Source organism: Arthrobacter ginsengisoli (assembly GCF_031456935.1).
GTDB lineage: Bacteria > Actinomycetota > Actinomycetes > Actinomycetales > Micrococcaceae > Arthrobacter > Arthrobacter ginsengisoli.
In genome coordinates, this window is record NZ_JAVDVQ010000012.1 from 82,493 (window position 1) to 107,318 (window position 24,826).

The window sequence follows — 24,826 nt, forward strand, 5'->3', positions numbered from 1 at the left end:
GTCAGCGGGCCCGGAATGCCAGAGTTGAACGATGAATGAGGAAACTGGCGGACTGGTCCTGGACCTGGAATGCACGCTCGATGCTCCCCCGGAAGAAGTCTTTAGGATGCTGACGGAAGCGACCGAACTGGTGAAGTGGTGGGGTCCGCACGGCTTCACCATCCCTGCAGCCGAACTGGGCCTCACCGAGGGCGGCCGCTACCGATTCCGCATGACGCCGCCGGACGGCGAACCCTTCCACCTCTCAGGCGAGTTCCTGGAGATCGATCCTCCCTGGCGCCTGGTGTACACCTTCCGCTGGGAGGAACCGACGCCGGATGACCGGGAAACCGTCGTCGACCTCTCGCTCGGGAGCACCGGCGAAGCCACGCGCCTGGTGCTCTCACAGGGACCGTTCCTGACCGAAGAGCGGCTGGACCTGCACCGGAACGGATGGACCGAGTCATTCGAGAAATTGCAGGCGGTGTTGAATGGTCGCACCTGAGGACCCCGGAGGAAACGTTCCCCCTACCCTTGAGGCTGTCCTGCACGACGGCACCGCCATTCCCGTAGCCGTCCAGGGAGCGGGGCGCTCCGTGCTGCTCCCCGTCCGGATCGAGCCTTATCCGCCGTCGGAAGCGGAGACGATGCGGCGGTGGGGTGCGGACCCTGAGCTGGGGCCGAACCTGGTCGCCGGTCTTTGCCGCTCGCACCGCGTCATCTCGGCGGACTACGAAAGGCACCGGATGGCGCACCCCGCGCCGGACACCCTGACCCCGGCCAATGTCGCGGCCGACCTGCTGGCCATCGCGGACGCGGCCGGGGCCGATACCTTCGCCTATTACGGGTACTCGTGGCTGGCACTGGCCGGGCTGCAGCTTGCCGTCCGCACGGACCGGCTCTGGGCGCTGGCCATGGGCGGCTTTCCGCCTCTCGACGGCCCCTACCAGAGCATGCTTTCTGTCACGCGCTCCGCGCACCGGATGGCCAGCGAAGCGGCCGCCCAACGCCAGCCGGCCGACGTCGGGGTGGATGGTGCCGGGATTGACGTCAGCGAGATTGAACCGGGCGACTGGGACGCCTTCCCGGTCCAGACGTCAGAGGCACAGACCCGGCAATTCGTCACCCTGTATGAGGCGCTTCAAGCCTTCGACGACGCTCAAGTGACGCTGCCGCCGCGTCTTGCGCGGCTGGCTTTTGCCGGCTCGGCGGACAGGATCGACTACGGTCCGGCCTGGGACAACGTGCAGGTGATGATCGGCGAGTCCCTCGCCGCCCACGAACGCGAGCTCACTGCCGCCGGATGGGATGTGCGCGTCCTCCCCGGCCTTGACCACATCGGCGCAATGAACAGCAGTATCGTGCTGCCGCTACTTCAGGGCTGGCTCCGGAACGTCTGACAGAACGACTGGCGCGCTGGCGGCCAGGTGCAGCCGCGGGGGCCGACTGAGTGTTAACCGGCGGTCCAGCCGCGCGAACACAACTGTCCATCTCACCTCCCTAGGGTGGTCGGGTCGCCGGCGCAGCGCCGGCAACGGTCACCCAGGAGGAACCATCACCATGCGCACAGTCCTGACTGCCGCGGCCACCGCCGCGCTTATCGCCTCGCTCGCGAGCCCCGCCGTCGCCGCTTCAAACACCGAAGCAGGCTCCGCGCCGTCGTCGAACGCTTCCGGAACAGCTGCCGCAGAGGCAACAGCCAGCATCAAGACCAACGAGCGCAACGGCTCCGTTGACCTGCAGTCCCACCGGGGCGGCCGCGGCGAGTGGACCGAGGAATCCCTGGCCGCGTTCGCCACTTCGCTGAAGCTGGGCGTGACCACCCTAGAACTGGACACCCACCTGACGTCGGACGGCAAGGTCATCGTCTGGCATGACGACACCATCCAGGCGGACAAGTGCCGGGACACCGCGGAAGCCACGCCCGGCGATGCCGGCTTCCCGTACGTCGGCGACCGGGTAGCCGAGCTGTCGCTCGCCCAGATCAGGACGCTGGACTGCGGCTTCATCCAGTTAAAGGGATACCCGGAACAGGACGTCATCGAGGGCAACCGGATCGCCGAGCTCAAGGACGTGTTCCAGCTTGTGCGCGACGCCGACGCCCAGAAAGTCCGCTTCAACATCGAGACCAAGGTGGAAAGCAGCCAGATCGGCGGCGAGGGCATGGTGGCCCTGACCAACGCCGTGGTCACGGAGATCCAGGCCTCCGGCACGGCGGACCGCATCACGTTGCAGTCATTTGACTGGTCATCCCTGAACCTGACCAGGGAGATCGCCCCGGAGCTTCCGCTCGTTGCGTTGTCCAGCGGCGACGCGTGGCTCCAGATCGGCCAGCCCGGCGCCAGCCCCAACCTCGGCGGCATCGACATCGACACCTACGGCGGGTCCCTTGCCAAGGCAGCGGCGGCCCAGGGGTACGACGCCGTCTCCCCCACGTTCCGCTCCGTCACCCCCGGCATGATCGCCGAGGCGCACGAGCTCGGGCTGCCGGTCATCCCGTGGACGGTCAACACCACGGCGGACATGGAGCGCCTGATGGACCTCGGCGTGGACGGCATTATCACCGACTACCCCACGCGCCTGCGCACCGTCATGGAGGAGCGCGGCCTGAAGCTGCCGAAGGCCTACGCACCGAAGGCCTAGATGCACGACGGCGGCTGGCCGCCTCCCGTTCAACGCGGTCTGCGCGCCGCCGGGCTCAGCTCCTCAGACTGACGCCGCACGCAGAAAGGCTGTCTGCGTTCCCCTTTCGGAACGTGGACAGCCTTCGTTGTGCCCGCCGGCGGTCGGTCCGGCCGCCGTCGTGCGGGGTTTTCCTCAGGCCATAGCCATGGCGCCGATCTGCCGCATGATGCTCATGTTGTCAGTGGTGCCCCAATGCTCGGCGACTTTGCCTTCCTCGACGCGGATGATGTCAGTGCAGTCGAACTCCACGCTCTTGCCCGTTGGTGGGATGCCGGTCAGTTCCCCGCGATGGGTGCCCGTAAGGACCACGTGGCATGCTTCCATGTTTCCGGCGCTCAGCGAGGGGGTGATCTCCTTGACCTTGATATCCGGGAAGGCCGACCGCATCGTGTTCACGAAGTATTTGACGCCCTCCTTGCCCGGCGGTTGCCCGGGGAGGCCCTCCTCGTGATCCACAAAGCCGTCCATCGTCAGCTCATCAACAAGGGCGAGATTCCCGCTCTCAATTACGTCCTTGTAGAACCGCTCTATCAACTTAATTTCTTCAGACATTTCCGACTCCTGGTAGGTGCGAGACCGAATGGGATCCCCCAGCGTCTGACACCGGCATAACGTGCAGACCCAACGCTGTTCGGGCGTCCTTCCAGGCAGCGGCCCGCGCGAAGCGCCGGCAAACACTGTGAAAAAGTAGTGCGGAACGGGCGAAATGCCCCGTTAAGGCCGAAGATATTCCGGGGCTTCGCGCGTGTCAAGGTCCTGACTGCCGCCGCTCCCGCCCTGCCGGTCTGCGCCCCGGATATTGTCGCACCGGCCGCATAGTCTGCCGTCAAGAGCTTGTACCTTCTGACAGGGGATGACATGGCTGATCCGATCCGCGAGGCCATCGGCACGACGCCTTCCTCGCCTGCAGCAGCCGCCCCGGTCCCTGAATCAACAGCGCCGGATGAGCCCGGCGGGCCGCAAATACTCGCGGCAAGCGGCAAGTTCACCGACGACGCCGTCGCAGACTACCTGCGCCGGCTCAGGCATTACGACTTGCTCACCGCCGGGCAGGAAGTGGAACTGGGACAGGAAATCGAGGCAGGGCTTTTCGCGGAACAGCTCTTGGCGGACGGTACGCCCCGGCCCGGTCAGGACATAGGGGATCTTCGGACCATCGTCCGTCTGGGCCAGCGGGCCGCCGACGCGCTGCTGCACGCCAACCTCCGGCTGGTTGTGTCGATCGCCAAGCACTACACCCACCGGGGCCTCGACTTTCAGGACCTGATCCAGGAAGGAAACCTGGGACTGCACAGGGCCGTCTGCAAGTTCGACTTCACCAAGGGTTTTCGATTTTCCACCTATGCCGGGCTGTGCATCCGGAATGCCATCCTTGGGGCGCTGGCTGATCAGGCAAGGCTTATCCGCCTGCCGACCAACGTCGTTGAACAGTTGCAGAAAGTGCGGTCAGCCCAACGGGTGGCAGCTATGACCGGAGCCGTTTGCAGCCCGGAAGATCTGTGCCAGCTGACGGGCATTTCGCTGGGGAAGATCGAGTGTCTGCTGGCCCTGGACGCGCCAGTCTCCTCGTTGGACACCCAGGTCCCCGACGGCCGGGGCGGTACCCAAGCCTTGGCCGAACAGCTGTGGGATTCCTCCCACCCCGACGTGACGGAGTCGTTCTTCCATCAACAGATGAAGGCGCAGGTACATGCCGTACTCGACACGCTCGAGGACCGGGAGGCCCGGGTCATTGCGATGCGCTTCGGCCTAACGGGTGGCGGCGACAAAAGCCTGGACGCGGTAGCAAGCGCTTTCGGCATGACCCGCGAACACGTCCGCCGGATCGAAGTCGCGGCGATGCAGAAACTCAGGGACCCTTCCCGGTCCAACGTGCTGCGGCAGTATCACTTTGACGATGACAGCCCATCCGGCGTCGCATCCTCACCCGACGAGGCGAAGCCGGCGGAGTCCGCGCCGGCGCCGCTCAGCCTGGCCGCTCCCGCCACAGCAGCGAGACCACGAACACCACCGCGCCGAGTCCCAGCATGACAAGGACCATGAGTCCCCAGTTGTCCTGGTTGACCCCGGTGCCGTAGAAAATCCCGATCAGGACCGTGGCCGTGATCGCCCCGAGGTACCGGCAGGTCTGGAAGATCCCGGCGGCCACGCCGCGCTCCTCAGGCCGGGTGGAGAGGTACATGCCCTGGCTGGAGGCGATGCTGACCACCCCGTAGGGCACGCCCAGCAGCGCGGTCAGCGCGATCACCAGCGGAATCGCGAACGACGCGGTCAGCAGCCACATCGTCCCGGACCCGACAAGCAGCAGCAGCACGCCCGCGATCAGCACCCGCTTCACGCCGAAACGGTCGATGGCGCGGACCGCGAACGGCGTCACCACCACCGACATCGCGGCCAGCGGCAGCATCAGCAGGCCGACGACGCCGGGCTGGTAGCCGCCGGCTTCCTGCAGCAGCTGCGGCAGCCCGAAGAAGGCGAAGTAGTAGACGCCGTTGAACAGGGCGAAGCCCAGATAGACCAGCAGCAGCGGCCGGTTCCGGCCCAGCAGCCGCAGGTCCAGGAACGGCGGGGCGAACCGGAGTTCGCGCCACACGAAAAGCACGGCCAGCAGCGTGCCTGCGCCGAGCAGCCACCAGCGGTAGTCCGGCAGGACATCGAGCAGGGCCATCATCACCAGGACCATGGAGCCCATGAAGGCCAGGATGCCGGGAATGTCCGAGTCCCGCAGCAGCTCCGAGGCCCGGCCGCGTTCCCGGTCCTCATCCGCTGGCGCGAACCGGCGCACCAGGAGGATTGCGGCCAGGGACAGCGGGACGTTGACCAGGAAGAGGGCCTGCCAGCCGACGAAGCCCACGAGCAGGCCGCCCACCACCGGTCCGACGGCGGCCGCGGACGTGTTGGCCATCTGGATCCGGCCCAGCGGCCGGGTGGACTTCACCTGCGCCCGCTTCGCCAGTGCCCCGACCATCACGACGGCGCTCGGGTAGGCGGCCGCTGTGCCCAGGGCCATAACGGCACGGGCCACGCAGAGCACAGCAAAGTTCGGCGCGAACGGGGCCAGCGCACAGGTCACGGCCACCAGGGCCATGCCGAGGATAAACAGCCGCCGCGGGCCGAAGCGGTCCGCGAACCGGCCCATCAGCGGCTGGCCCGCCGCGGAGGTGAGGTAGAAGGAGGTGATCACCCAGGTGACGGCGGCGACGTCGAGCCCGAAGTCGGCGCGCAGCACCACCAGGGCGACGGCGATCATCGAGGAGTTCAGCGGGTTCAGGGCCGTGCCCAGGCTGAGTCCGGCGACGGCGAGGCCCGCCCGGGGAGAGTTGCTCACGGCAACAGTCTGTCCCACCGCGTGCCGTGGCCGGAACTCCGTGACGTTGCAGGCCGGCCAGAAACAAAGGTCGCGGGGCCATCCCCGGCAACAGAACAAGGGGAAGGGCCAGCGAGTGCCCTTGTGATCCCTGGACCTATTCGGACCGAGTCTGGCCGGTCCAGGAGGTTCCGTCCCAGAAGCCCAGAACACCGGCCGACCCAGTCGGATACCAGCCCGACGGCGGCAGCGGTGGCGCGGGCGGAGCCTCCCTGTAAGGCTCCACGACGGTCGCGGATTCGACAGCTGCTTGGGGTCGATTTGAGGGAAGACTTGATTCGTAGGGGCTGAGGGTCCGACCTGCGTTCTTGGCATAGCTCTCGGCCGCCAGTCGTTTGACCAGTTCCCGGGCAATATCCAGCGACGTGGTGTGGTGCGTCCACGCACTTCCGTCCCAATAGCGGGCCGTACTTCCCTCGTTGTACCAACCGGCTCTGGGACCCCCGACATTGAGTCCCGCAGCTAAGAACTCGCCGAATTTGGCCGTGATCCTGTCCGCAGGCTGGGGGGCGGGCGTGGTCAGGTTGTGCCAGTACGCCGCAACATAGTCATTCGCATCAGACTGACTCAGCCGACCTGCAGAGACTTCCGAATCTGCCCACTGGGACAGGCGCTGATACTCTGCGGCGAGTTGTTGGTGCCGCATTTGAGCAAGCTGCGCCGCCGCCAGCTCCGCCTGAACGGCATTTTGTTCCAATAGCGTCCGCTGTACGTTTAATTGCTGCCTGCCGGTGATAAATGTTCCGACATTCGCCGCCGTATTAAGGCGGTTTCCCTTCATCCTGCCCATCGGGACAGTCCATTCCGAGACTTATATTCGCAGGTTGCCCGTGCGCCGCAGCTTATTGTTGTTCGAATGCTCAATCGCCGAGGTTCCGGCTGACTTGGACTTTATCGCAACTCTTCCGGTCTTACCGCCATTCTGGAACTTTCCGAGCAGCGCAACTGCGGACAGCCACCGGTCACAGGCTGGCCCTACTGCTTAACATCAAGTCAAAGTCGACGGCCCCGCCAGCTTTCTGTGTATTCTCTCAACGGGCGGCGATGCCGCATATTGCCTTTGGGGGGGAAACGGGCATAGATGCCTTTCCTGGCGCGCTAACTCCGCGAGTGCTCCCGTCTGTTCCCAAGGCAAACATCGCCCCCACAATTGGCTAAGTTGCCAGTTGAAACTTCGCACAGCATCCAACACATATCCGCAGTTGCCCGCCACAGGGCTGCCCATGAAAGGGTCTCAATGAGCCAGCCAACACCCCCTCCCGTAGGCCCAAAGGCAACCTACCCTCCGGCCCCTGCACCCTACGCGGGCGCTCCCTCGGCTTACCCGGGCGCCCCCACCGCTTACCCGGGCGCTCCCTCTGCTTACCCGGGCGCCCCCACCGCATTTCAGGGTCCGCAGCCCGGACAACAGTCCGCCGTCGGTAGCAAGTCCTTCCTGACGGCTTGGCTTCTGTCGCTGATCGTCGGTGTCTTTGGTGTTGATCGCTTCTACTTGGGCAAGATCGGCACAGGCATCCTCAAGCTCGTCACGGCCGGCGGCGCCGGTATCTGGGTTCTTGTGGACCTGATCCTGATCCTCACCAACAAGCAGACGGACAAACACGGGTACAAGCTTGCGGGTTATGACCAGCACAAAAAGGTCGCCTTGATCGTCACTGGAGTCGTAGTGGTATTCGGCTTCATCTTCAACGCTACGCGGCCAGCTCCGGCGTTGACGCCCGCCGCAGCTCCGGCCGCGACAACTGCTGCCTCCGCCGCCCCCGCTGCGACGAATGCGGCTGAGGCTGCGACCGGAGCCAAAGTCGGTGAGCCATTCACTGCCGACATGGGCAACGGGAACGTCGCGCGGATCACCATCGTCTCGGCGGCCTACGGACCCGTTGCGTCCACGGGCCCGCTGGCAACCCCGGCGACGAACGGCGGCTATTTGATTCTGGATGTCCTCTGGGAAACCGACAAGGGAGAAACGTCCAGCAACCCGCTGTACTTCAAAGCTAAGGACGCCGACGGTCGATCCGCAAACACGGAACTGGTCATTGATGATCAGATCGGCTCGGGCGAGGTACCTGCCGGCGACAAAGCGCGCGGCAAGGTTGCCTTTGATATCAAACCCGGTACGTCAACGGTAATCGTCACGACTCCGCTGCTTCAGGAAGCGGCCCGGGTCCAGGTCACTCCGTAGTCAGTTCATTGTTGGACCCGGCTCCGGCGATTATTACCGCCGGAGCCGGGTCCCCTACGTGATGTCACTGTTGCAAAGCACCGTTCAACCCTGGGCTTATGCAACGAATTCGAAGGGTTGTGGCCTCGTCCACGAGGTCAAAGGAATTTTAGAGATACGTGAATGGGGAGAAATGAAGAAAGCACTGGTCTTGGGTGGCGTCCTCTGTTTGACATTGTCCGGCTGCGCAGGGGCAAGCGCGCCACAGGCCGCCCCGACGGTCACTCACACAGTGACTCAAACCGCAACGGCAACCGTGACTGCAACGGTCACAGTTGCCCCGGAGACGGTCGCTGCTGCGGCCCCCGTGGTGGCCGAGCCGGCATCTCCGGCCGCGCCACTGACGGCTGTCATTCCGGCAGTCGTGCCAGGGACGAACGCCGAAGCATTGGATGACGACCTGACGGCACTGGGCTTTAAGAAAGTCGTGTACAACGCGGACACAGGCAAAACGGTCTTATTGCTCAGCAACTGGACCGTAACAGGTATCGACAACGCCGGCGTAGAACAGTCTGTAGAAAAGGCAGTAGTTGTCCACGTAACAAAGTAGAGCGTCGGACCGGCGCGGACTCACTAACTGAGTCCGCGTCAGCGCCGCTCCCCCGCTCCCGGTGTCACAGGACTTTGGAAAGGAACGCCCTGGTCCGGTCGTGCTGCGGATCGCTCAGGATCTGCCGGGGTGGTCCGGCCTCCACGACCACGCCTTCGTCCATGAACACCAGCGTGTCCGCCACTTCGCGGGCGAACCCCATCTCGTGCGTCACTACGATCATGGTCATGCCGCTCTTGGCCAGTTCCTTCATGACGTCGAGCACCTCACCCACGAGTTCCGGGTCCAGGGCACTGGTCGGTTCGTCGAAGAGCATCAGCTTCGGGTCCATGGCCAGGGCACGGGCGATGGCCACGCGCTGCTGTTGCCCGCCCGACAGGTGCGCCGGGTAAGCATCGCCTTTGTCCCCCAGGCCCACGCGCTCGAGCAGTTCCGTGGCCCGGGCGGTGGCTTTGGCCTTGGAAATGCCCTTCACCCGCATGGGCGCCAGGGTGATGTTCTCCACAGCGGTCAGGTGCGGAAACAGGTTGAACCGCTGGAACACCATTCCGATTTCCTGGCGCTGGAGGGCTGCTTCCTTGAGCTTCAGTTCGTAGAGCTTGCCTCCTTTTTGCCGGTAGCCAACGAGCTGCCCGTCGACTGAAAGCCGGCCGCCGTCGACCCGTTCCAGGTGGTTGATGCACCGCAGGAACGTCGACTTGCCCGAACCGCTGGGCCCCACAATGCACAGCACCTCCCCGGGGTCGACTTCCAGGCTGATCCCGCGGAGCACCTTGTTGGTGCCGAAATTCTTGGAGACACGCTCCGCGAGCACCATCGGCACGTCCGTCATCCTTTTCCTCCAAAGTCTGTCCCGATCGGTGCGGCGGTCGTGCCGGGGACCGCAGTCTCGGCCGGTCCCGGCGTCGCCGGTTCCTTGCCCGCCCTGATCCGCCCGGTTCCCCGGGAGAACCGCTTTTCAATGAAGTGCTGGCCAACCATCAGAATGGAGGTGAACAGCAGGTACCACAGCGAGGCCACAATCAGCAGCGGCACCGGCGTGAACGTCACGGCGGAAATACCCCGGGACACACCATAGAGGTCGATGCTCAACGGGATCGCCGCCACCAGTGAGGTGGTCTTGAGCATCGAGATCACCTCGTTGCCGGTGGGCGGAATGATGATCTTCATCGCCTGCGGAACCACCACGTACCGCATCGTCTGCCCCCAGGACATCGCCAGCGCCGTTGAGGCCTCCTCCTGGCCCGGGTCCACGGACAGCAGCCCGGCACGCACGATTTCGGACATGTAGGCGGCCTCGTTCAGCGCCAGCCCGATCACGGCAGTGATGAAGAGGTTGGTGAAGACCTCATTCGGGATGGTGACCCACGGCTCCGTAAACGGGATGCCCAGCGTGAACACCGGATAAATCAAGGACACGATGCCCCAGAAGACCAACTGAACGTAGACCGGGGTTCCGCGGAAGATCCAGATGTACAGCCAGGCAACGCTCTTCAGCACCGGGTTCGGTGAAAGCCGCATGATTGCCAGCAACAGGCCGAGCACGATCGCGCCGATCATCGCGTAGATGGTCAGCCACAACGTCACCCACGCGGCCTGGCTGATCCGGCGGTCGAAGATGTACTTGCCCACATCAGGCCAGCCATAGTCCGAGCGCTGGGCGGCGTCCAGCACAAAGACCGCCAGCCCGAGGACGAGGAGCACCGCCACCACGTTCCGCCACGGGTGGCGCAGCGGGATGGCGACGATCGCTTCCGGCGGTGCATCATCCCTGCCCTGTGTGCTGCCGACCCGCGGCTTGCGACCTGCCCGCGGCTTGATACCGGGTTCCGGCGTCCTGCCAGGTTCCTCAGTCATCCGGCCGGATTCCGGCTCGCTCATCTGCGATCAGCCTTTGGCTGCCACGTTGAGGTCCGCCGTCTTGACTCCCCCGGCTTCGACGCCCCACTTGGACAGGATCTTGGTGTAGGTGCCGTCGTCGATCAACGTCTGGAGCGCCTTCTGGAGGACCGGCGTAAATTCGCTGCCCTGGGCCACGGGGATTCCGTACGGTGCCACTTCGAAGGCGTCGCCGGCGGTCTGCAGCTTGTCCTTGGTCTTGGAGATCGCGTAAAGGGTCACGGGTGAATCGGCGCTCATGGCATCGACCTGTCCGACGACGAGGGCGTTGGTCGCCTGGTCCTGGGCGTCGTACCTGAAGATGGTGATGGCCGGCTTGCCAGCGTCGGTGCAGGCCTTCGACTTTGCGGGCACTTCGTGGGTGTCCTCATAGGTGGTGGCCTGGACGGCGACCTTGAGTCCGCAGGCGTTGTCGGGGTCCACGGTCTTGCCCTTCGGCGCGGCCCACTGGATCCCGGCGGAGTAGTAGTTGACGAAGTCGACCTGCTTCTCGCGTTCGAGGGTGTCCGTGAAGGAGGACATGCCCATGTCATCCTTGCCGGCGCGGACGGCGGGAAGGATGTTGTCGAAGGTGCCGATGTCGAAGTTAACCTTCAGGCCCATGACCTGGCCCAGGGCGTTGGTCAGGTCCACTGACCAGCCTGCCGGGTTGCCGTTGTCGTCCTTGTACTCGTTGGGCGGGTAGTTGTTGGCCATGCCGACGTTAAGAACACCCGCGGTCCTCATCTTCTCCGGAAGCATCGCGGCAATGGCGTCATTCTTCTTGACCTCGATGGCGTCAGCGGTTCCGGATGCCGCGCCGGTGGCGGCGGGCTGGCTGTTGTCGACGCAACCGGAGAGCGCGAGCGCTGTAGCCAGGGTGAGAACGGGGAGGAGGTATCGGGAGCGCATGGTTTCCTTAGCTGTTCAGAGAATCACTAGGTTCCCGCAAGTCTGCGGGAGGAGGGCACTGTGTGCCTGCATGTTCAGAAATCGTTAAAGCGTGTTGCCTGACACTTTTGTTTCAAGGATTTCTCCGGAATGACGGATGTCCCGAAGAATTTCCCCGCCTCGAGCCTTCAACTCGGAAATGCTGGAAACGCCCACTAACGTCATCGTACGCCGCAGTTCGTCGCCGAAGATCTCAATGATGCGCCCGACGCCGGGCGAGCCCGCCGCCACCAGTCCGTACAGGTAGGCCCTGCCGATCGAGCAGGCATCGGCGCCCAGCGCCAGTGCCTTGAGGACGTCGCTTCCCCGGCGGATGCCCGAGTCCACGTAGATCTCCATCGAATCGCCCACCCGCTGCCGGGATTCCTGCAGCACATCCATCGGACTCAGCATGTGGTCGAGTTGGCGGCCGCCGTGGTTGCTCAGCTGGACGGCATCCAGGCCGATCCGGGCGGCCTTTTCGACGTCGGCCGGGTTGACGCAGCCCTTGAGCACGATCTTGCCGTGCCACGCCTGCCGCAGGGCAACCAGTTCGTTCCATCCGCTGGTCGCATCCGAGTGGCCGAGGATGTGCTGCCACATGGACGGGGTGACCACGGAGGTGGCCGCGGGACTGCGCGGATCCAGGTTCGGGAAACTGATTCCGTCCGACTTCAGGAAGTTGATCCACCAGGACGGCCGCCGGGCGATGTCCGTGATGGTTGACAGGGTCAGTGCCGGCGGAGCCGTGAAGCCGTTGTGCAGGTCCCGTTCCCTGGCGCCCAAGGCCCGGGTGTCGACGCCGACAATCAGTGTGGTGAATCCGGCGGCATCGCAGCGCGCCAGTTTGTCCTTCAACGCCTGGGCGTCGGAGGTGAGCCCGAAGTTGAACCAGCGGTCCAGGTCTGGGTGGCTCGCGGCGATGGTTTCCATCGGCACGGTGCTCAGTCCGGCCAGTCCGTACGGGATGTGGGCCCGGGCGGCGGCCGCCGCGACGGCCAGCTCGCCCTCGGGATGGAACAGCCGGGTGGCGCCGGTGGGCGTCAACGTCAGGGGCAGGGCACTGGTTTTCCCGAGGATGGCCGTGCCGGTATCGGGTCCGGAAACCGGGCCCCAACTGGGCATCAAGGCCCAGGAATCGAAAACCGCACGGTTGCGCCGGAGCGTCACTTCGTCTTCAGAGCCGCCGTCGAGATAGTCGAAGATCCCGGCCGGCAGGACCCGCTGTGCCGACTTGCGGTATTCCTCCACGTTGAACGCGTTGGCCAGCACCCGGCGTCGCCGGGACAACACGGGGGCTTTGACCTGGATGAGTTGCTTGGCTTCGCTGAATTTCAAGGACGGCCTTCCAGTACTCGCGGGCGTTATCGTTCAGTAGACAAGCTGCCATGGCGACCGCAGATCCCGATCAGACGATTCTGGCCTAGTCGACCCTCCCGGACCCGCCCATCGACGAGACACGCCGGAGCTCGATCCTGCGCATGTTCCGTTTTCCGGCGAGAAGGCTGACGAGAAGGCACGAGCAGAGTCAGGCCCCGGCGGACGCCGCCGCGGACGACGGTGCCAAATGCCCCCATGCGAGCTCACGGAGCCGGACGAGATCCAGGGCAGGCTGGGCGGGCGGGACGCCCGGACGGTTCCGCGGAACCACGACGCGGAGGGCGCCGCGTTCGATGCTGCAGCGCACCGGAGTGGGAATCAGCAGGGCCTCGCCGTCCACTCCGACGGGGATCTCGGACGCGTCGGCATCGACCACGACTTCCATCGCAGTGCGCTGGATCAGCCCGCGCTTCGTCGCGCGGCGCAGCAGTCCGACAGCTTCACGGGTGCTGGCGGCCGAGAGTGCCACCGCGCCGAGGGCGCCCCGGTCGAGCCGCGTGCGGCGGCCCAGGCCCGCGAGGTCGTGGCTGCCGTAGGGACCATTGCTCACCAGCACTGCCTGCGGCCCGTCCACCGTCTCGCCGTCGACTATGGCGCGCAGCCGCGCGCCCTTGTGGCCCTTGATCAGATCCGGGAGCATCTCCAGCACGGTACCGGCTTTGTCATCGCGGTACTCCGGGCTTTGCACCACCTCGGCATAGACCCCGAAGGAGGCGTTGTTGACGAAGGTGCGGCCGTTGATTTTGCCCAGGTCGACGTGAAGCTCCACACCGTCACGGAGGGCATCCAGGCAGCCCGTTGGGTCCTCCCGATCCAGGCCCAGATCCAGGGCGAAATGGTTGCGGGTGCCGGCACTGATCACCAGGAACGGAAGGTTGTGCTCGGCTGCGATGCCCGCCACCAGCGCCTGGGTTCCGTCGCCACCGGCGACGCCGAGCAGGTCGGCTCCCCGCTCCACCGCTTGCCGGGCCAGCGCGGCAACATCCACTTTGCCCGGTCCCTCGAGCAGCGCCACCTCGGCCCCGAGTTCCTCCGCCTTCCGTTGCAGCTCGAACTTCACGACCTTGCCCCCGCCGGACCGCGGGTTCATCACCACAAAAGGATGCCGTGACGTCGGAGCAGGGTACTCGGTCATCTTCGACCCCTCCCGACGCTCCCGGAGCGCGGCGCGGGCACAGACCAAAGCAACAAACACGAGCGCCAGCGTGATCACGACCTCCCACAGCAGCCCGGCTTGCATAAACAGGGCAAGGACCACCAGCGGGGCGAGCACGGCGAGGGCCAGCGCGCACCAGCGCAGGAAGCCGCGGCTGATCAGGAACCAGTAGATCGCAGCCACGGTCACCACGATGCCGCCGGCACCTGTCAGGAGCAGTGCAACAGTGCCCGCCAGCCCCGCAGCCGCCAACGGGACCACGGCAGCACAGAAGGCCGAGGCGTAGGCGGCCCGCGCCCACCACCGCCGGGTCTGGGGGACCTCTTCGAGGGGAATGACAGTCATGTCCTGCTCCTTGCGGTAGTCCGGCCCCGGCCAAGTTCCTCGACCGCGGCCGTGCCGTCAGGTCTTGATTTTCGCCACGGTCATCAGGATCGCCGAGTCCTCTTCCGCTTCGAGGCTGTGCAGCCCGTCCGGCACAATCAGCAGGTCCCCCGTCTTCCCCTGCCAGGATTCATTGCCGGAACGCAGCCGGACGCAGCCCCGCAGTACAAAGACCGTGGCTTCGCCGGGATTCTGGTGTTCGCTCAACTTCGTGCCCGCCCTGAAGGCCATCACCGTCTGGCGGAGGGTCTTCTCATGGCCACCAAATGCCGTATCCGCTGCCCGTCCGCTCGGTGCCGCCACCGCCGCCGCTATTTGCTGCCGGGCAAGGGCATCGAGCGATATCTTCTGCATGGGGCCACCCTACTCAGAAACAGGCCGCCTGCCGAGGGTCCTTTGCCCCGGTCAGGGCACGTCGTCACGCCGGACTCGCCCGGGGTCCAAACCGTGCCTCAGCCCGCCTGGTCGACAGCCGACATGTCGCCGACGCCGGGCGTGCCATCGGCGAGCGCGTAGCGCTGCAGCACCGCACCCTTCGGTGAGGTGACGACCGGCTCGATGAGTTTGAGGTTCGTCGGAACCACCCCGTCGGCGAAGACCTTTTTTCCACCGCCGAGGAGGATCGGATAAACCCAGAGGGTGAGCCGATCGAAGAGCCGCTCGGCGAACAGGGTCTGCACGAAGTTGAGACTGCCGATGACGTGGATGTTCTCGTGCCGGTCGCGCAGTTCGCGCACGGCGGCCACGACATCGGGACCGAGCAATGTGGAGCCGGCCCACTCGAGGGCCGGTGTCTGGCGCGAGGCCACATATTTCGGGAGGCGGTTGAACAGCCGCGCGATGTCCCCGTCCGCCTGCGGCCAGTACGCGGCGAAAATGTCGTAGGTCCGGCGCCCCAGCAGCAGCGCGTCCATCCCCGCCATCCCGGCGTCGATCTGCTCGCCGACGACCTTGTCTATGAGTGGCGCCTGCCAGCCACCAAACGCGAAACCGTCCTCAGTGTCCTCCTCCGGCCCGCCGGGCGCCTGCGCGACGCCGTCCAGCGTGGTGAACAGGTCGATATGGATGAGTCCCATGCCGTGCTCCTTCCCTGTCGCCCGTCGTCGCCCCGGCGACGGGATCACTTCGAGGCTGGCACACGATCCCCCTCCGAAGCAACGGGTATCTGCGCCTAGTACACCACCCGGAAATTACTGAACGCCCCTGAGGCCCGGGAGATCGATTCCTCCACGTTCTCCACCCGGCCCGGCGCCTCCGGCGAGCGCAGCCAGCGCCGGAACTCCAGCACCACGGACTGCGGGCCCTCCGCCAGGATGGCCACCGAACCGTCGTTGTTGTTCCGGACCGTGCCGGTCAGCCCAAGCTCCTCGGCCTGCCGCACTGTCCAATAGCGGAAGCCAACGGCCTGCACCACGCCGTCCACCCGTGCAGTCAGCCGGACCCACTCGCCGGAATCGCCCTTCGGAAACTCAGCCATGCTCCCAATTTAGCGCCCATTGCGGGGGCAACCGCCAGAGAAAGCTGCGCTTTCCACATAGGGACCTTTGCCCCTTACTTTCCTCGAACCTCCGAGGCAAGGATGGTTGGATGCGCCGCGGGGACATGTCGAGAAAACGGCATGGCACATCGAAGTGCCTCACCTCCCGCCGTGCTCATTGCCCGAAAGGACAACAAGATGGCTGGACAATTCGAAATCTTCACGGACGCTGAGGCCAACGTCCGATTCCGGCTCCTCGGAGCCGACGGCACGGTTCTGGCGATTTCCAAGGCATTTGACGACAAACGGTCCGCCGCTGACGGCATCATGGCAGTCCGCGAGTGCGCCGGAACCGGCCTGATCAAGGAGGACCGCACCAACGCGTGGGGCGGCACCGGACGGACCCGGGCAGGCCTGCCGACACCGGCGAACCGCCGGCACCGGCATTCCCCCGCCGTCTAGGCGGCGAAGCAGCAAGACCCCGGGCAGGCAGCCCGGCACACTCGGGAGCCGCAATGGACGAAGCACGGGTCCACATCAGCGGCTTCCGAATGGACTTCGGCGACACCACAGTGATCCGCGACCTCTCCTTCGACGTACACGCCGGCGAGACCTTCGGTTTCCTCGGCAGCAACGGCTCCGGAAAGACCACGACCATCCGTGCCCTGCTCGGCATTTACGAGCCCACCGCCGGAATCCTGCACATCAATGGCCGGGACTTCAAACCCGAACACGGCAACCGGCTGGGCTACCTCCCTGAGGAGCGCGGGCTGTACAAGAAGGAAAAGGTCATCGACATCATGACCTACTTCGGCCGGCTCAAAGGGATGGAGCGGCGCACCGCAAAGCAATGGTCACTTGAGTACCTGGACCGCGTGGCGCTGGCGGACCGCGCCTCCGCCGTGCTGGACAAGCTTTCCAGCGGGCAGCAGCAAAAAGTCCAGCTCGGCGTCACCATCATGAACAATCCCGAGCTGCTGATCCTGGACGAACCCACGAAGGGCTTCGACCCGGTCAACCGGCGCCTGCTGCTGGACATCATCGGCGAGCAGAAACACGGCGGCGCCACCGTGGTCATGGTGACGCACCAGATGGAAGAGGTGGAGCGGCTCTGCGACCGCGTCATCCTGCTCAAGGACGGCACCGCGGAAGCCTACGGCACCATCGACGAGGTGCAGAACAAGTACGGCGGCCGGATCATCCGGATCAGGCACAGCGGTCCCATCCCCCGCTCACCGCACTACGACGTGACGCTCGAAGAGACCAACTATTCGGAGCTCTCCATCACCGACGCCACGGACGAAGCTGCCATCCTCAAGGACCTGGTCAGCGCCGGCGTGACCGTCCGGAGCTTCAGCACCACCAAGATCTCCCTCGAGGACATCTTCATCCGGGTCTACGGTGACCAGAACAAGGGCGACCAGAACAAGCCCTCCCCTCCCGCCACCACACCGCCCCGTCCGGGGGAAGGGGTGTAGTGCCGTGGCGCAGCACAATCTGGGCACCGTCGTGGGCTTCGAATTCATCCGCACCGTGACCAAAGGCCGGTTCTGGATCGGCACCTTGTCGGTTCCGGTCATCATTGCCGTGGTCTTCGGGCTGATCTTCCTCAGCAACACCACCACGGACACCGCAACCGAGGCGCAGAAAAGCGCCCAGTTCAGCATCTCCTACACAGACGCCTCCGGACTGATCACCGCCGCCGACGCCGCACTCTTCGGGGCCACCGCCGCGGACTCCCCCGACGCCGGGATCCAGGCCGTGCAGTCCGGCGCCGTGGACGCCCACTTCGACTACCCCGCCCACCCCGAAACGACGGCCGTGCACGTCTACGGTGCGGACAAGGGGATCTTCGAGAACGGCAAGTACGCCGCCGTCGCGCAGGCCATGCTGACGCACGCCGTCGAACAGAAGATCGGGTCACCGCAGCTGTCCGCACTCGCAGCCGGAAAAGTGCAAATCCAGACCGTCACCTATGACGGCACCAAGGAATCCGGCGGCCTGGGCTCGGTGATTCCGCCGCTGTTCTTCCTGGTCATCTTCTACGGGCTGATCGTGCTCCTGGCCGGGCAAATGCTCAACTCCACGCTGGAAGAGAAGGAAAACCGCGTCACCGAGATGATCCTGACCACGCTCAAACCGACGACGCTCATCGCGGGCAAGGTGATCGCGCTGTTTGGGATCGGCCTGGTGCAGATGATCGTGTTCCTCTCACCCATCCTGATCGCCCGGCTGTTCTTCCCCGAGGAGCTCAGCCTCACGGCCCCGGACCTGCCCCCGCTGGTCCTGGACCCGGTCCGGATGACCGTGGGCCTGCTCATCCTGATCGGCGGCTTCGCCTTGTTCACCACCACGCTGGTGGCCATCGGCGCCGTGATGCCAACCGCCAAAGAGGCCGGCAACTTCATGGGCGTGATGATGGCGCTGATCTTTGTGCCGTTCTACGCCGTGGCCCTGGTGGTCTCCGATCCGCAGTCCGTGATCGTGCAGATCTTCACCTTCTTCCCCTTCTCGGCCCCGGTGACCGCCCTGCTCCGCAACGGCTTCGGCTCCCTGAGCCTGCTCGAGGCCGGCATTGTGATTGCGATCCTTTACGTGGGCGCCGCGGTGATGCTCCGCCTCGCCGTGCGGCTCTTCCAGTACGGCTCCATCTCCTACACCTCAAAGGTCAACGTCCGGAACGCACTGCGTTCCAAGGCGCGGCGCCCTGTTGCCGGAGTGCCCCCGACGGCGGCCGGCTGAGGGCCGTTCCGGCTACCGGGTGGCGAGGAAGTTCCTGATCGCCTCGGCCATGGGCCTGGACTGGGTCCAATGCAGGTAATGGCCGCCGGCCAGCGGGACAATTTCGTGGCGTTTGACGTTCTTCAGGAGGTTCTCGAGCGCCGCAGCCTTGCCCGCTGTCTCCGCGGATCCTTCGTCGGCGAGGAAAGCCAGTACGGGGAGGGTGTCGGGGTAGCTGATTCCGCGCAGGTCCGCGGCGTTGTTTCCGATCCGTGCGGTTTCATCGGCGACAGCCTGGTTGCCGAAATTCCAGCTCATCATCAGGCGCATGCGTTCGCGTTCCTCCGGCGTGTAGGCGTCGCCGTCGGGTTCCGCGAGCCCGGGAGCCACCGCGAGCACGTCCCGCACCACGCCTGTGACGGAGAGCAGCCGCGCCAGGCCCAAACCTCCTGACTGCACTTCCACCGGCCCGCTCGTGGCTTTCGGCACGGTGACGTCGATCCCGATCACGGCTGCCACCTCGGCCGGATAGCGGTTGGCGTAGTCCAGCATGTAGAAGCCGGCGATCGAGTGGCCGGCCAGGGTATAGGGCTGAGCGATGTTGAGCTTTCCCAGCACTTCGTGGAGTTCCGTGCTGATGTTCTTGTTGCTCCGCTCGCTGGCGCTCAGGTCGCTGTAGCCATAGCCGAATCCCTCAACGACAACGACGTCGAAGTCGCCCAGCTCCCGGATCAACGGTGCGAAGTCCAGCGCGGGCGCGGCCGTTCCCAAGCCGCTGAGAAGCACAATCGGCTGGCCGGGCTGGCCGTTCCGGTAGACGTTCACCGCTCCGCCGGTGATCTCGACCCGTTGGCCGTAGGGGGTGATGCTGGCCCGCTCCTGCCGCTCCAGGAGCAGGTTGACTGCTGTCGACGCCAGGCACAGCACGATCACGGCCAGGACCGCCGCGGCGAGGATTCGCAGCGCTTTTCGGCGCTTCGGCCGGTGGTGGCCGGACCCGGAAGCGGAATCGCCGGCGGGGGCGGACTCGGGCGGGGAAGCATCCGTGCGACGAGGATTGGTCCTCATGGCGGGCCTTTCAGTGCCAGAAGCAATGCCAGGACGAACGGGCTGGCACCGCTAGCGTAACCCCGCGGTCGCTGCACGGGGCAGGCCCCCCTGCGGCTACTTCCCCGCCGTCACACCCGCCGTGGCGCCCGCCGGCCGCAGCGAGGTGATCATCTTCCGGATGTCCTGGTACTCCGGGGTTGCGGCGTAGAGTTTCGCTTTCTCCAGGTAGGGCAGCGAGGGGTCCCCGGGGGTTGTGTTGTTCTCCGGGTTGTACGTCCCGCCGAAGAAGGCCCCGCTCGGCGGCCACAGGAACAGGTGGAACATCGGGCACGCGGTGGCGCCGGACTCTTCGGGGACCATGGTGATGCCGTAGGCGGCGATGGTGGACTGCGTGGCCACCGGATCCGTGTCCTCGCCCCGGGACTCGAACACGTAGCGGGGCACCCCGCCGTCGCCGCCGCCGCCCTCGGCGAGGGCAAGCATCGGCTCGGAATCGTAGACCTGGTACGCGGTCTTGTCGACGCATTCCGCCCCGGTAACGATGTTCGTCCGCAGCCCCGCTATTGGTTTCCCCTCGGCGTTCAGGACATCCACGAACTCTCCGGTGAGCGCCCCGCCGGGGTCCTTGACCGTCCAGCCGGCGGGGTAGTCGAACGACAGTTCCCCGGCTGTCGTTGTGAATGTCGTCCAGCCCGACGCCGGTCCCTCGGACGCCGGCGTCGTCGCGGACGGCGTCGTGGTGGACGGCGTCGTGGTGCTGCCCTGGGTCTGGCTGGCCGGTGCGGTGCCTGCCGGCGGCGATGCCGGGAATCCGCAGGACGTCAGCAGCAGGACCGAGCTGACAGCGATGCCCACAGCGGGGCCCAGGCGGCCGGTGCCGGGTGAAACCGCCGGCCAGTTCACGTCATTGCTTTCCGACCGGCCGCAGTGACGTGATTGCCTGCTTGACGTCCTTGTATTCCGTGGTGTCCATGTACACCTCGGGGGTATCCACATGCATTGGACCTCCCGGGGTGGTGTCGAACGGGTCGTAAACACCGCCGAACATGGCGCCGCTGGGCGGCCAGGTGAAGAAGTGGAAAATGGGGCAGGCGGTCTCCCCGGCGGGTTCCGGCGCGGACGTGATGCCGTAGGCCAGGCTCAGGGACGTCGACGGATCGCTCGAGGCCGGGTTGGTCCGGCTCTCGTAAACGAACCGCGGCGCCACCCCGCCCTGGGTCAGCGCCGGGACCGGCTCGGCGTCGTACGTCATGAAGGGGAACTTCTCGGTGCACTCGGCGCCCGTGACCATGTTTGTCCGGAGGGTCGCCATCGTCTTGCCGTAGTCACTCACGAGCTCCACAAAGACGCCGCCCTCGGCGGGTTCACCGGCCGGGTCCTTGATGGTCCACGTCTCCGGGTAGTCGAATGCGAGCGAGCCGTCCGACGTCGTGAACGTCTTCCAGCCCGCCGGGACCGTGACGGTCGGTGCGGGGGTGGCAGTCGCGGGCGAAGCGCTGGTCGTGGCGGGCGTCACCGTCGGGGAACTGGTGGCGGGGGCCGCAGCCGGTGACCCGCATCCAGCCAGGATGACCGCCGCGCTTAGGGCGGAAATGGATGTGGCGAATGACGCGGCGCGGCCCATGGCCCCTCCCCCTGGGAAAAATCGACTGGTTGGACAATTCTCGGGTGTTTCCGCGAGGAAACTAGGGCCTTAGGACCCTTGGCACCCTGTGGTCCCTGGCGGCATGTCCCCGTGTTGGCCGCCGTGACGCTTCCCACCTTGCACCCCGAGGATTTCAATTGGCCGCGGAAGCTTGCTACAGCTTAAGTAATGCAAAATGTCCTCGATCCCGCCATGCCTTTCCTGGCCCCTATCCTCGCAGTCGCCCTCGCGGTGGCCGGCGGACTCCTTGCCTCCTGGCTGGTGCGCCGGATTGTGCTGCGGCTCAACCGCAACCAGCCAGCCCTCCGTGAGACTTCCCGGGTGGCGCGGCTGCCGCTGCGATTTGGGCTCTGCCTGATCGGCGTCCGGATCGCCCTGGGCCTGACCACGGAGGATGCCGGGTGGCGCCGCAGCGTGGACCACGCGCTGCAGATCGCGCTCATCGGATCCCTCGCGTGGCTGGCCATCGCGGTGCTCCTGATCATCGAGACCATGGTGCTCACCCGCTACCGGGTGGACGTGGCGGACAACCGCCGCGCCCGCAGGCTCCGCACCCAGGTGATCCTGGCCCGGCGGATCGGAGTCGCCCTGATCGTCATCGTGGCGCTGGGCATCTCGATGCTGACGTTCCCCGCGATCCAGGCCCTCGGCGCCGGATTGCTGGCCTCCGCCGGGGTGATCTCGATCGTCGCCGGCCTCGCCGCGCAGACCTCCCTGGTCAATGTCTTCGCCGGCATCCAGCTCGCTTTCACGGACGCGATCCGGGTGGACGACGTCGTCGTGGTGCAGAAGGAATGGGGCCGGATCGAGGAGATCACCCTGACCTACGTGGTGGTCCACATCTGGGACGACCGGCGGATGATCCTGCCCTCCACCTACTTCACCACCACCCCGTTCGAGAACTGGACCCGGCGGCAGTCCGAAGTCATGGGCACCGTGGAGTTCGATCTCGACTGGCGCGCCCCGGTCGAGGACATGCGCGCCGAACTCAAGAGGGTCCTTGCCTCCACCGAGCTCTGGGACGAACGTGTGGGCATCCTGCAGATCACCGACGCGACGTCCGGCTTCGTCCGGGTCCGCATCCTGGTCAGCGCCGCCGACAGCGCAACGCTCTTTGACCTTCGGTGCCTGATCCGCGAAGAGCTGGTGCTGTTCCTGCAGCAGGAACACCCGACGGCGCTCCCCCACCTGCGGCTCGAATCGCTCGGTGCCGCTTCGCTCGGGTCCGGATCGCCCGATGCGACCGCCGCCGCCCCCGCCGCCTCCGCCAAGCGGCCCGGCAGGGTCTCCGCCGCGGACAGCCGGCACCCGGCCGATCCGCACGACTCCCAGCTGTTCACCGGATCGATCGAAGCGATTCAGCGCTCCCGTGCGTTCACCGGCCCCAGCGATGAAGTGTTCGAGGACCGGGAGAAGAGTATCGCCGCGCAGAACTGATGCGGCCGCGGCGGCCGGCCTGGGCTGGGAGGGTCTTCCCTGCCTGCGGGAACTGTTCAATAATCAGACGTCGGTGAGTCAGCGTCGGCGCTGCCCGCCGGAGCCCGCTGGAGCAGCTGAGGAGTTCCCCAATGACGGTAGAGCAGCCCGCTGAAGAATCCGTTGCGGCTCCTGCCCGCGACTGGTTCCAGAGCGCCGTCGTCTATCAGATCTATCCGCGTAGCTTTGCCGATTCCAACGGGGACGGCATCGGGGACCTGCGCGGCATCATCAGCCGGCTCGACTACCTGCACCGGCTCGGCGTAGACGTCGTCTGGCTCTCCCCGATCTACACCTCCCCGCAGGACGACAACGGCTACGACATCAGCGACTACCGCAACGTCGACCCGATCTTCGGCACGCTCGAGGACCTGCGGGAGCTGACGGACGGGCTGCACGCCCGGGGCATGAAGCTGGTCATGGACCTCGTGGTCAACCACACCTCGGACGAGCACCCCTGGTTCGTCGAATCACGCTCCTCCACGGACAACCCCAAGCGGGACTGGTACTGGTGGCGGCCGCCGCGGGAGGCAGCTGCCGATGGCACCGGCGCCGGCCCGGGCGCTGCGCCGAACAACTGGGGTTCGGCGTTCTCCGGACCCGCCTGGGAGTTCGACCAGGCCACCGGCGAGTACTACCTCCACATCTTCTCCAGGAAGCAGCCGGACCTGAACTGGGAAAACCCGCAGGTCCGGGCCGCGGTCTACGAGATGATGAACTGGTGGCTGGACCGGGGCGTGGACGGCTTCCGGATGGACGTCATCAATTTCATCTCCAAGAACACCGCTCTGCCGGACGGGCCCATCGCCGCCGGCATGCTCCACGGAGACGGGAGCCCGTTCTACATCGGCGGGCCGCGGATCCATGAATTCCTGCAGGAGATGCACCGGGAGGTCTTCGCCGGCCGCCCCGGCCCGCTGCTCACCGTAGGCGAAATGCCCGGCGTCACCGTGGACGAAGCCGTCCTGTTCACCGACCCGGAGCGCGCCGAAGTGGACATGGTGTTCCAATTCGAGCATGTCGCCCTGGACCAGGAGGACGGCAACAAATGGCGGCCCAAGAAGCTCAAGCTCACCGACCTCAAGAAGACCCTCGGGCACTGGCAGACCGGCCTGGCGGAGCGCGGCTGGAACAGCCTCTACTGGGGCAACCACGACCAGGCCCGGGCAGTGTCACGCTTCGGCGACGACGGCCAGTACCGTGAACTCTCCGCCAAGATGCTCGCCGGCATCCTGCACCTGCACCGGGGCACGCCGTATGTCTATCAGGGCGAGGAACTGGGCATGACCAACATGACCTTCGGGACGATCAGCGACTACCGCGACATCGAGGTCCTCAACCACCACCGCGAGGCCACCACGCATCTGGGCCACACGGACGCGGAGGTCCTTGCCGCGCTGGCGCCGCTGAACCGCGACAACGCGCGCACGCCGGTTCAGTGGGACGCGTCGCGGCATGCCGGTTTCACCACCGGGTCACCCTGGATTGCGGTCAACCCCAACGCCAACCACATCAACGCCGCCGCGCAGGTCGAGGACCCCGACTCGGTGTACAGCTTCTACCGGAAGGTCATCGAGCTGCGGCACACGGAGCCCTTAGTCTCGCACGGCGACTTCACGATGCTGCTGCCGCGGGACGAGCACGTCTACGCCTTTGTCCGGTCGCTGCCGGATACCCGGCTGCTGGTGCTCGGCAACTTCTCCGGTCAGGACCAGGAGGTGACGCTTGACGACGCCGACGTTCCGCTGGCGTGGGGCAGTGCGGAACTGGTGCTGGGCAACTACCCCGCCGAGGCGGCGCCCCGCCTTCATCTCCGGCCGTGGGAGCTGAAGGTCCTGCGCGCCGGGGCAGCGCGGCCGGATCGGTAAGCCGCGGACCACCAACCCCGTGAAACACACGTTCAACGATGAGTGAGGGAGCCTGACAT

At 65.8% G+C, this 24,826-nt stretch carries 25 protein-coding genes; 11 read left to right on the forward strand and 14 right to left on the reverse strand.

Annotation, left to right across the window (positions count from 1 at the left end; all coding sequences use genetic code 11):
* The first annotated feature begins 31 nt into the window (after positions 1–31).
* The 3 genes from J2X01_RS14395 to J2X01_RS14405 all read left to right on the forward strand — a co-directional run bounded on the left by J2X01_RS14395 (position 32) and on the right by J2X01_RS14405 (position 2,622).
* Positions 32–484 carry an SRPBCC family protein gene (locus tag J2X01_RS14395; protein ID WP_310058661.1) on the forward strand — a complete coding sequence of 151 codons (453 nt, stop codon included), beginning with the start codon at positions 32–34 and terminating at the stop codon, positions 482–484.
* Positions 471–1,379 (forward strand): alpha/beta hydrolase, encoded by a 909-nt coding sequence (locus J2X01_RS14400; protein ID WP_310058665.1) that lies wholly within the window; start codon positions 471–473, stop codon positions 1,377–1,379. The genes J2X01_RS14395 and J2X01_RS14400 overlap by 14 nt, the downstream gene beginning before the upstream one ends.
* Positions 1,380–1,539: 160 nt before the next feature.
* Positions 1,540–2,622, forward strand: a complete 1,083-nt coding sequence (locus J2X01_RS14405) for a glycerophosphodiester phosphodiesterase family protein (RefSeq protein WP_310058667.1) — start codon at positions 1,540–1,542, stop codon at positions 2,620–2,622.
* Between the two features lie 174 nt (positions 2,623–2,796).
* Here the strand turns inward: J2X01_RS14405 and J2X01_RS14410 are convergent, their stop codons facing one another.
* Positions 2,797–3,216, reverse strand: coding sequence for an ester cyclase (locus tag J2X01_RS14410; RefSeq protein WP_310058670.1), 420 nt, complete (start codon positions 3,214–3,216; stop codon positions 2,797–2,799).
* A gap of 306 nt (positions 3,217–3,522) precedes the next feature.
* On the opposite strand from J2X01_RS14410, the gene J2X01_RS14415 reads away from it, so the two are divergent.
* Positions 3,523–4,695, forward strand: coding sequence for a sigma-70 family RNA polymerase sigma factor (locus J2X01_RS14415; RefSeq protein ID WP_310058672.1), 1,173 nt, complete (start codon positions 3,523–3,525; stop codon positions 4,693–4,695).
* Here J2X01_RS14415 and J2X01_RS14420 read toward each other — a convergent pair.
* Positions 4,631–5,992: an MFS transporter gene (locus J2X01_RS14420; protein WP_310058674.1), complete on the reverse strand. Its 1,362-nt coding sequence runs from the start codon at positions 5,990–5,992 to the stop codon at positions 4,631–4,633. The genes J2X01_RS14415 and J2X01_RS14420 overlap by 65 nt on opposite strands.
* 136 nt (positions 5,993–6,128) lie before the next feature.
* Positions 6,129–6,821 carry a DUF2510 domain-containing protein gene (locus J2X01_RS14425; protein WP_310058675.1) on the reverse strand — a complete coding sequence of 231 codons (693 nt, stop codon included), beginning with the start codon at positions 6,819–6,821 and terminating at the stop codon, positions 6,129–6,131.
* Positions 6,822–7,268: 447 nt separating this feature from the next.
* Between J2X01_RS14425 and J2X01_RS14430 the strand changes: the two genes are divergently transcribed.
* Together J2X01_RS14430 and J2X01_RS14435 are read left to right on the forward strand one after the other, a co-directional pair.
* Positions 7,269–8,213 (forward strand): TM2 domain-containing protein, encoded by a 945-nt coding sequence (locus J2X01_RS14430; RefSeq protein WP_310058681.1) that lies wholly within the window; start codon positions 7,269–7,271, stop codon positions 8,211–8,213.
* A 172-nt stretch (positions 8,214–8,385) separates the two neighbouring features.
* Complete coding sequence (locus tag J2X01_RS14435) at positions 8,386–8,802, forward strand: hypothetical protein (RefSeq protein WP_310058685.1); 417 nt, start codon at positions 8,386–8,388, stop codon at positions 8,800–8,802.
* 64 nt (positions 8,803–8,866) lie between these two features.
* Here J2X01_RS14435 and J2X01_RS14440 read toward each other — a convergent pair whose 3' ends face one another.
* From J2X01_RS14440 to J2X01_RS14475, 8 genes are all read right to left on the reverse strand, one after another.
* The gene (locus tag J2X01_RS14440; RefSeq protein WP_310058688.1) at positions 8,867–9,634 is read right to left on the reverse strand and encodes an amino acid ABC transporter ATP-binding protein; all 768 of its coding nucleotides are present in this window, start codon (positions 9,632–9,634) and stop codon (positions 8,867–8,869) included.
* Positions 9,631–10,683, reverse strand: a complete 1,053-nt coding sequence (locus J2X01_RS14445; protein WP_310058690.1) for an amino acid ABC transporter permease — start codon at positions 10,681–10,683, stop codon at positions 9,631–9,633. Before J2X01_RS14445 ends, J2X01_RS14440 begins: the two co-directional genes overlap by 4 nt.
* Before the next feature lie 6 nt (positions 10,684–10,689).
* Entirely contained in the window at positions 10,690–11,592 is a 903-nt protein-coding gene (locus J2X01_RS14450) for an ABC transporter substrate-binding protein (RefSeq protein ID WP_310058693.1), read from the reverse strand.
* Positions 11,593–11,676: 84 nt separating this feature from the next.
* Positions 11,677–12,948, reverse strand: a complete 1,272-nt coding sequence (locus J2X01_RS14455) for an alpha-hydroxy acid oxidase (protein ID WP_310058696.1) — start codon at positions 12,946–12,948, stop codon at positions 11,677–11,679.
* A 190-nt stretch (positions 12,949–13,138) separates the two neighbouring features.
* On the reverse strand, positions 13,139–14,491 hold the full coding sequence (locus J2X01_RS14460) for a diacylglycerol/lipid kinase family protein (RefSeq protein WP_310058698.1): 1,353 nt from the start codon (positions 14,489–14,491) through the stop codon (positions 13,139–13,141).
* A gap of 57 nt (positions 14,492–14,548) precedes the next feature.
* Entirely contained in the window at positions 14,549–14,884 is a 336-nt protein-coding gene (locus J2X01_RS14465; RefSeq protein ID WP_310058700.1) for a cupin domain-containing protein, read from the reverse strand.
* A 98-nt stretch (positions 14,885–14,982) separates the two neighbouring features.
* Positions 14,983–15,606 (reverse strand): dihydrofolate reductase family protein, encoded by a 624-nt coding sequence (locus tag J2X01_RS14470; protein ID WP_310058702.1) that lies wholly within the window; start codon positions 15,604–15,606, stop codon positions 14,983–14,985.
* A 95-nt stretch (positions 15,607–15,701) separates the two neighbouring features.
* Positions 15,702–16,007, reverse strand: coding sequence for an acylphosphatase (locus tag J2X01_RS14475; RefSeq protein ID WP_310058704.1), 306 nt, complete (start codon positions 16,005–16,007; stop codon positions 15,702–15,704).
* A 198-nt stretch (positions 16,008–16,205) separates the two neighbouring features.
* Here J2X01_RS14475 and J2X01_RS14480 point away from each other — a divergent pair, with 198 nt between their 5' ends.
* Genes J2X01_RS14480 through J2X01_RS14490 form a run of 3 tightly spaced genes read left to right on the forward strand, consistent with a single transcriptional unit; the run spans position 16,206 to position 18,749 of the window.
* On the forward strand, positions 16,206–16,469 hold the full coding sequence (locus tag J2X01_RS14480; RefSeq protein ID WP_310058706.1) for a YegP family protein: 264 nt from the start codon (positions 16,206–16,208) through the stop codon (positions 16,467–16,469).
* Positions 16,470–16,522: 53 nt separating this feature from the next.
* Positions 16,523–17,485 carry an ABC transporter ATP-binding protein gene (locus J2X01_RS14485; protein WP_310058708.1) on the forward strand — a complete coding sequence of 321 codons (963 nt, stop codon included), beginning with the start codon at positions 16,523–16,525 and terminating at the stop codon, positions 17,483–17,485.
* Positions 17,486–17,489: 4 nt separating this feature from the next.
* The gene (locus J2X01_RS14490) at positions 17,490–18,749 is read left to right on the forward strand and encodes an ABC transporter permease (protein WP_310058711.1); all 1,260 of its coding nucleotides are present in this window, start codon (positions 17,490–17,492) and stop codon (positions 18,747–18,749) included.
* Positions 18,750–18,761: 12 nt separating this feature from the next.
* Here J2X01_RS14490 and J2X01_RS14495 read toward each other — a convergent pair whose 3' ends face one another.
* The 3 genes from J2X01_RS14495 to J2X01_RS14505 all read right to left on the reverse strand — a co-directional run bounded on the left by J2X01_RS14495 (position 18,762) and on the right by J2X01_RS14505 (position 21,402).
* A complete protein-coding gene (locus J2X01_RS14495) occupies positions 18,762–19,796 on the reverse strand; it encodes an alpha/beta fold hydrolase (protein WP_310058714.1) in 1,035 nt (344 codons plus the stop codon).
* Between the two features lie 96 nt (positions 19,797–19,892).
* The gene (locus tag J2X01_RS14500; protein ID WP_310058717.1) at positions 19,893–20,681 is read right to left on the reverse strand and encodes a hypothetical protein; all 789 of its coding nucleotides are present in this window, start codon (positions 20,679–20,681) and stop codon (positions 19,893–19,895) included.
* Between the two features lies 1 nt (position 20,682).
* The gene (locus tag J2X01_RS14505; RefSeq protein WP_310058720.1) at positions 20,683–21,402 is read right to left on the reverse strand and encodes a hypothetical protein; all 720 of its coding nucleotides are present in this window, start codon (positions 21,400–21,402) and stop codon (positions 20,683–20,685) included.
* A gap of 189 nt (positions 21,403–21,591) precedes the next feature.
* On the opposite strand from J2X01_RS14505, the gene J2X01_RS14510 reads away from it, so the two are divergent.
* On the forward strand, positions 21,592–22,860 hold the full coding sequence (locus J2X01_RS14510; RefSeq protein ID WP_310058722.1) for a mechanosensitive ion channel family protein: 1,269 nt from the start codon (positions 21,592–21,594) through the stop codon (positions 22,858–22,860).
* Positions 22,861–22,991: 131 nt separating this feature from the next.
* The gene (locus tag J2X01_RS14515) at positions 22,992–24,767 is read left to right on the forward strand and encodes a glycoside hydrolase family 13 protein (protein ID WP_310058725.1); all 1,776 of its coding nucleotides are present in this window, start codon (positions 22,992–22,994) and stop codon (positions 24,765–24,767) included.
* Positions 24,768–24,826 lie beyond the last annotated feature (59 nt).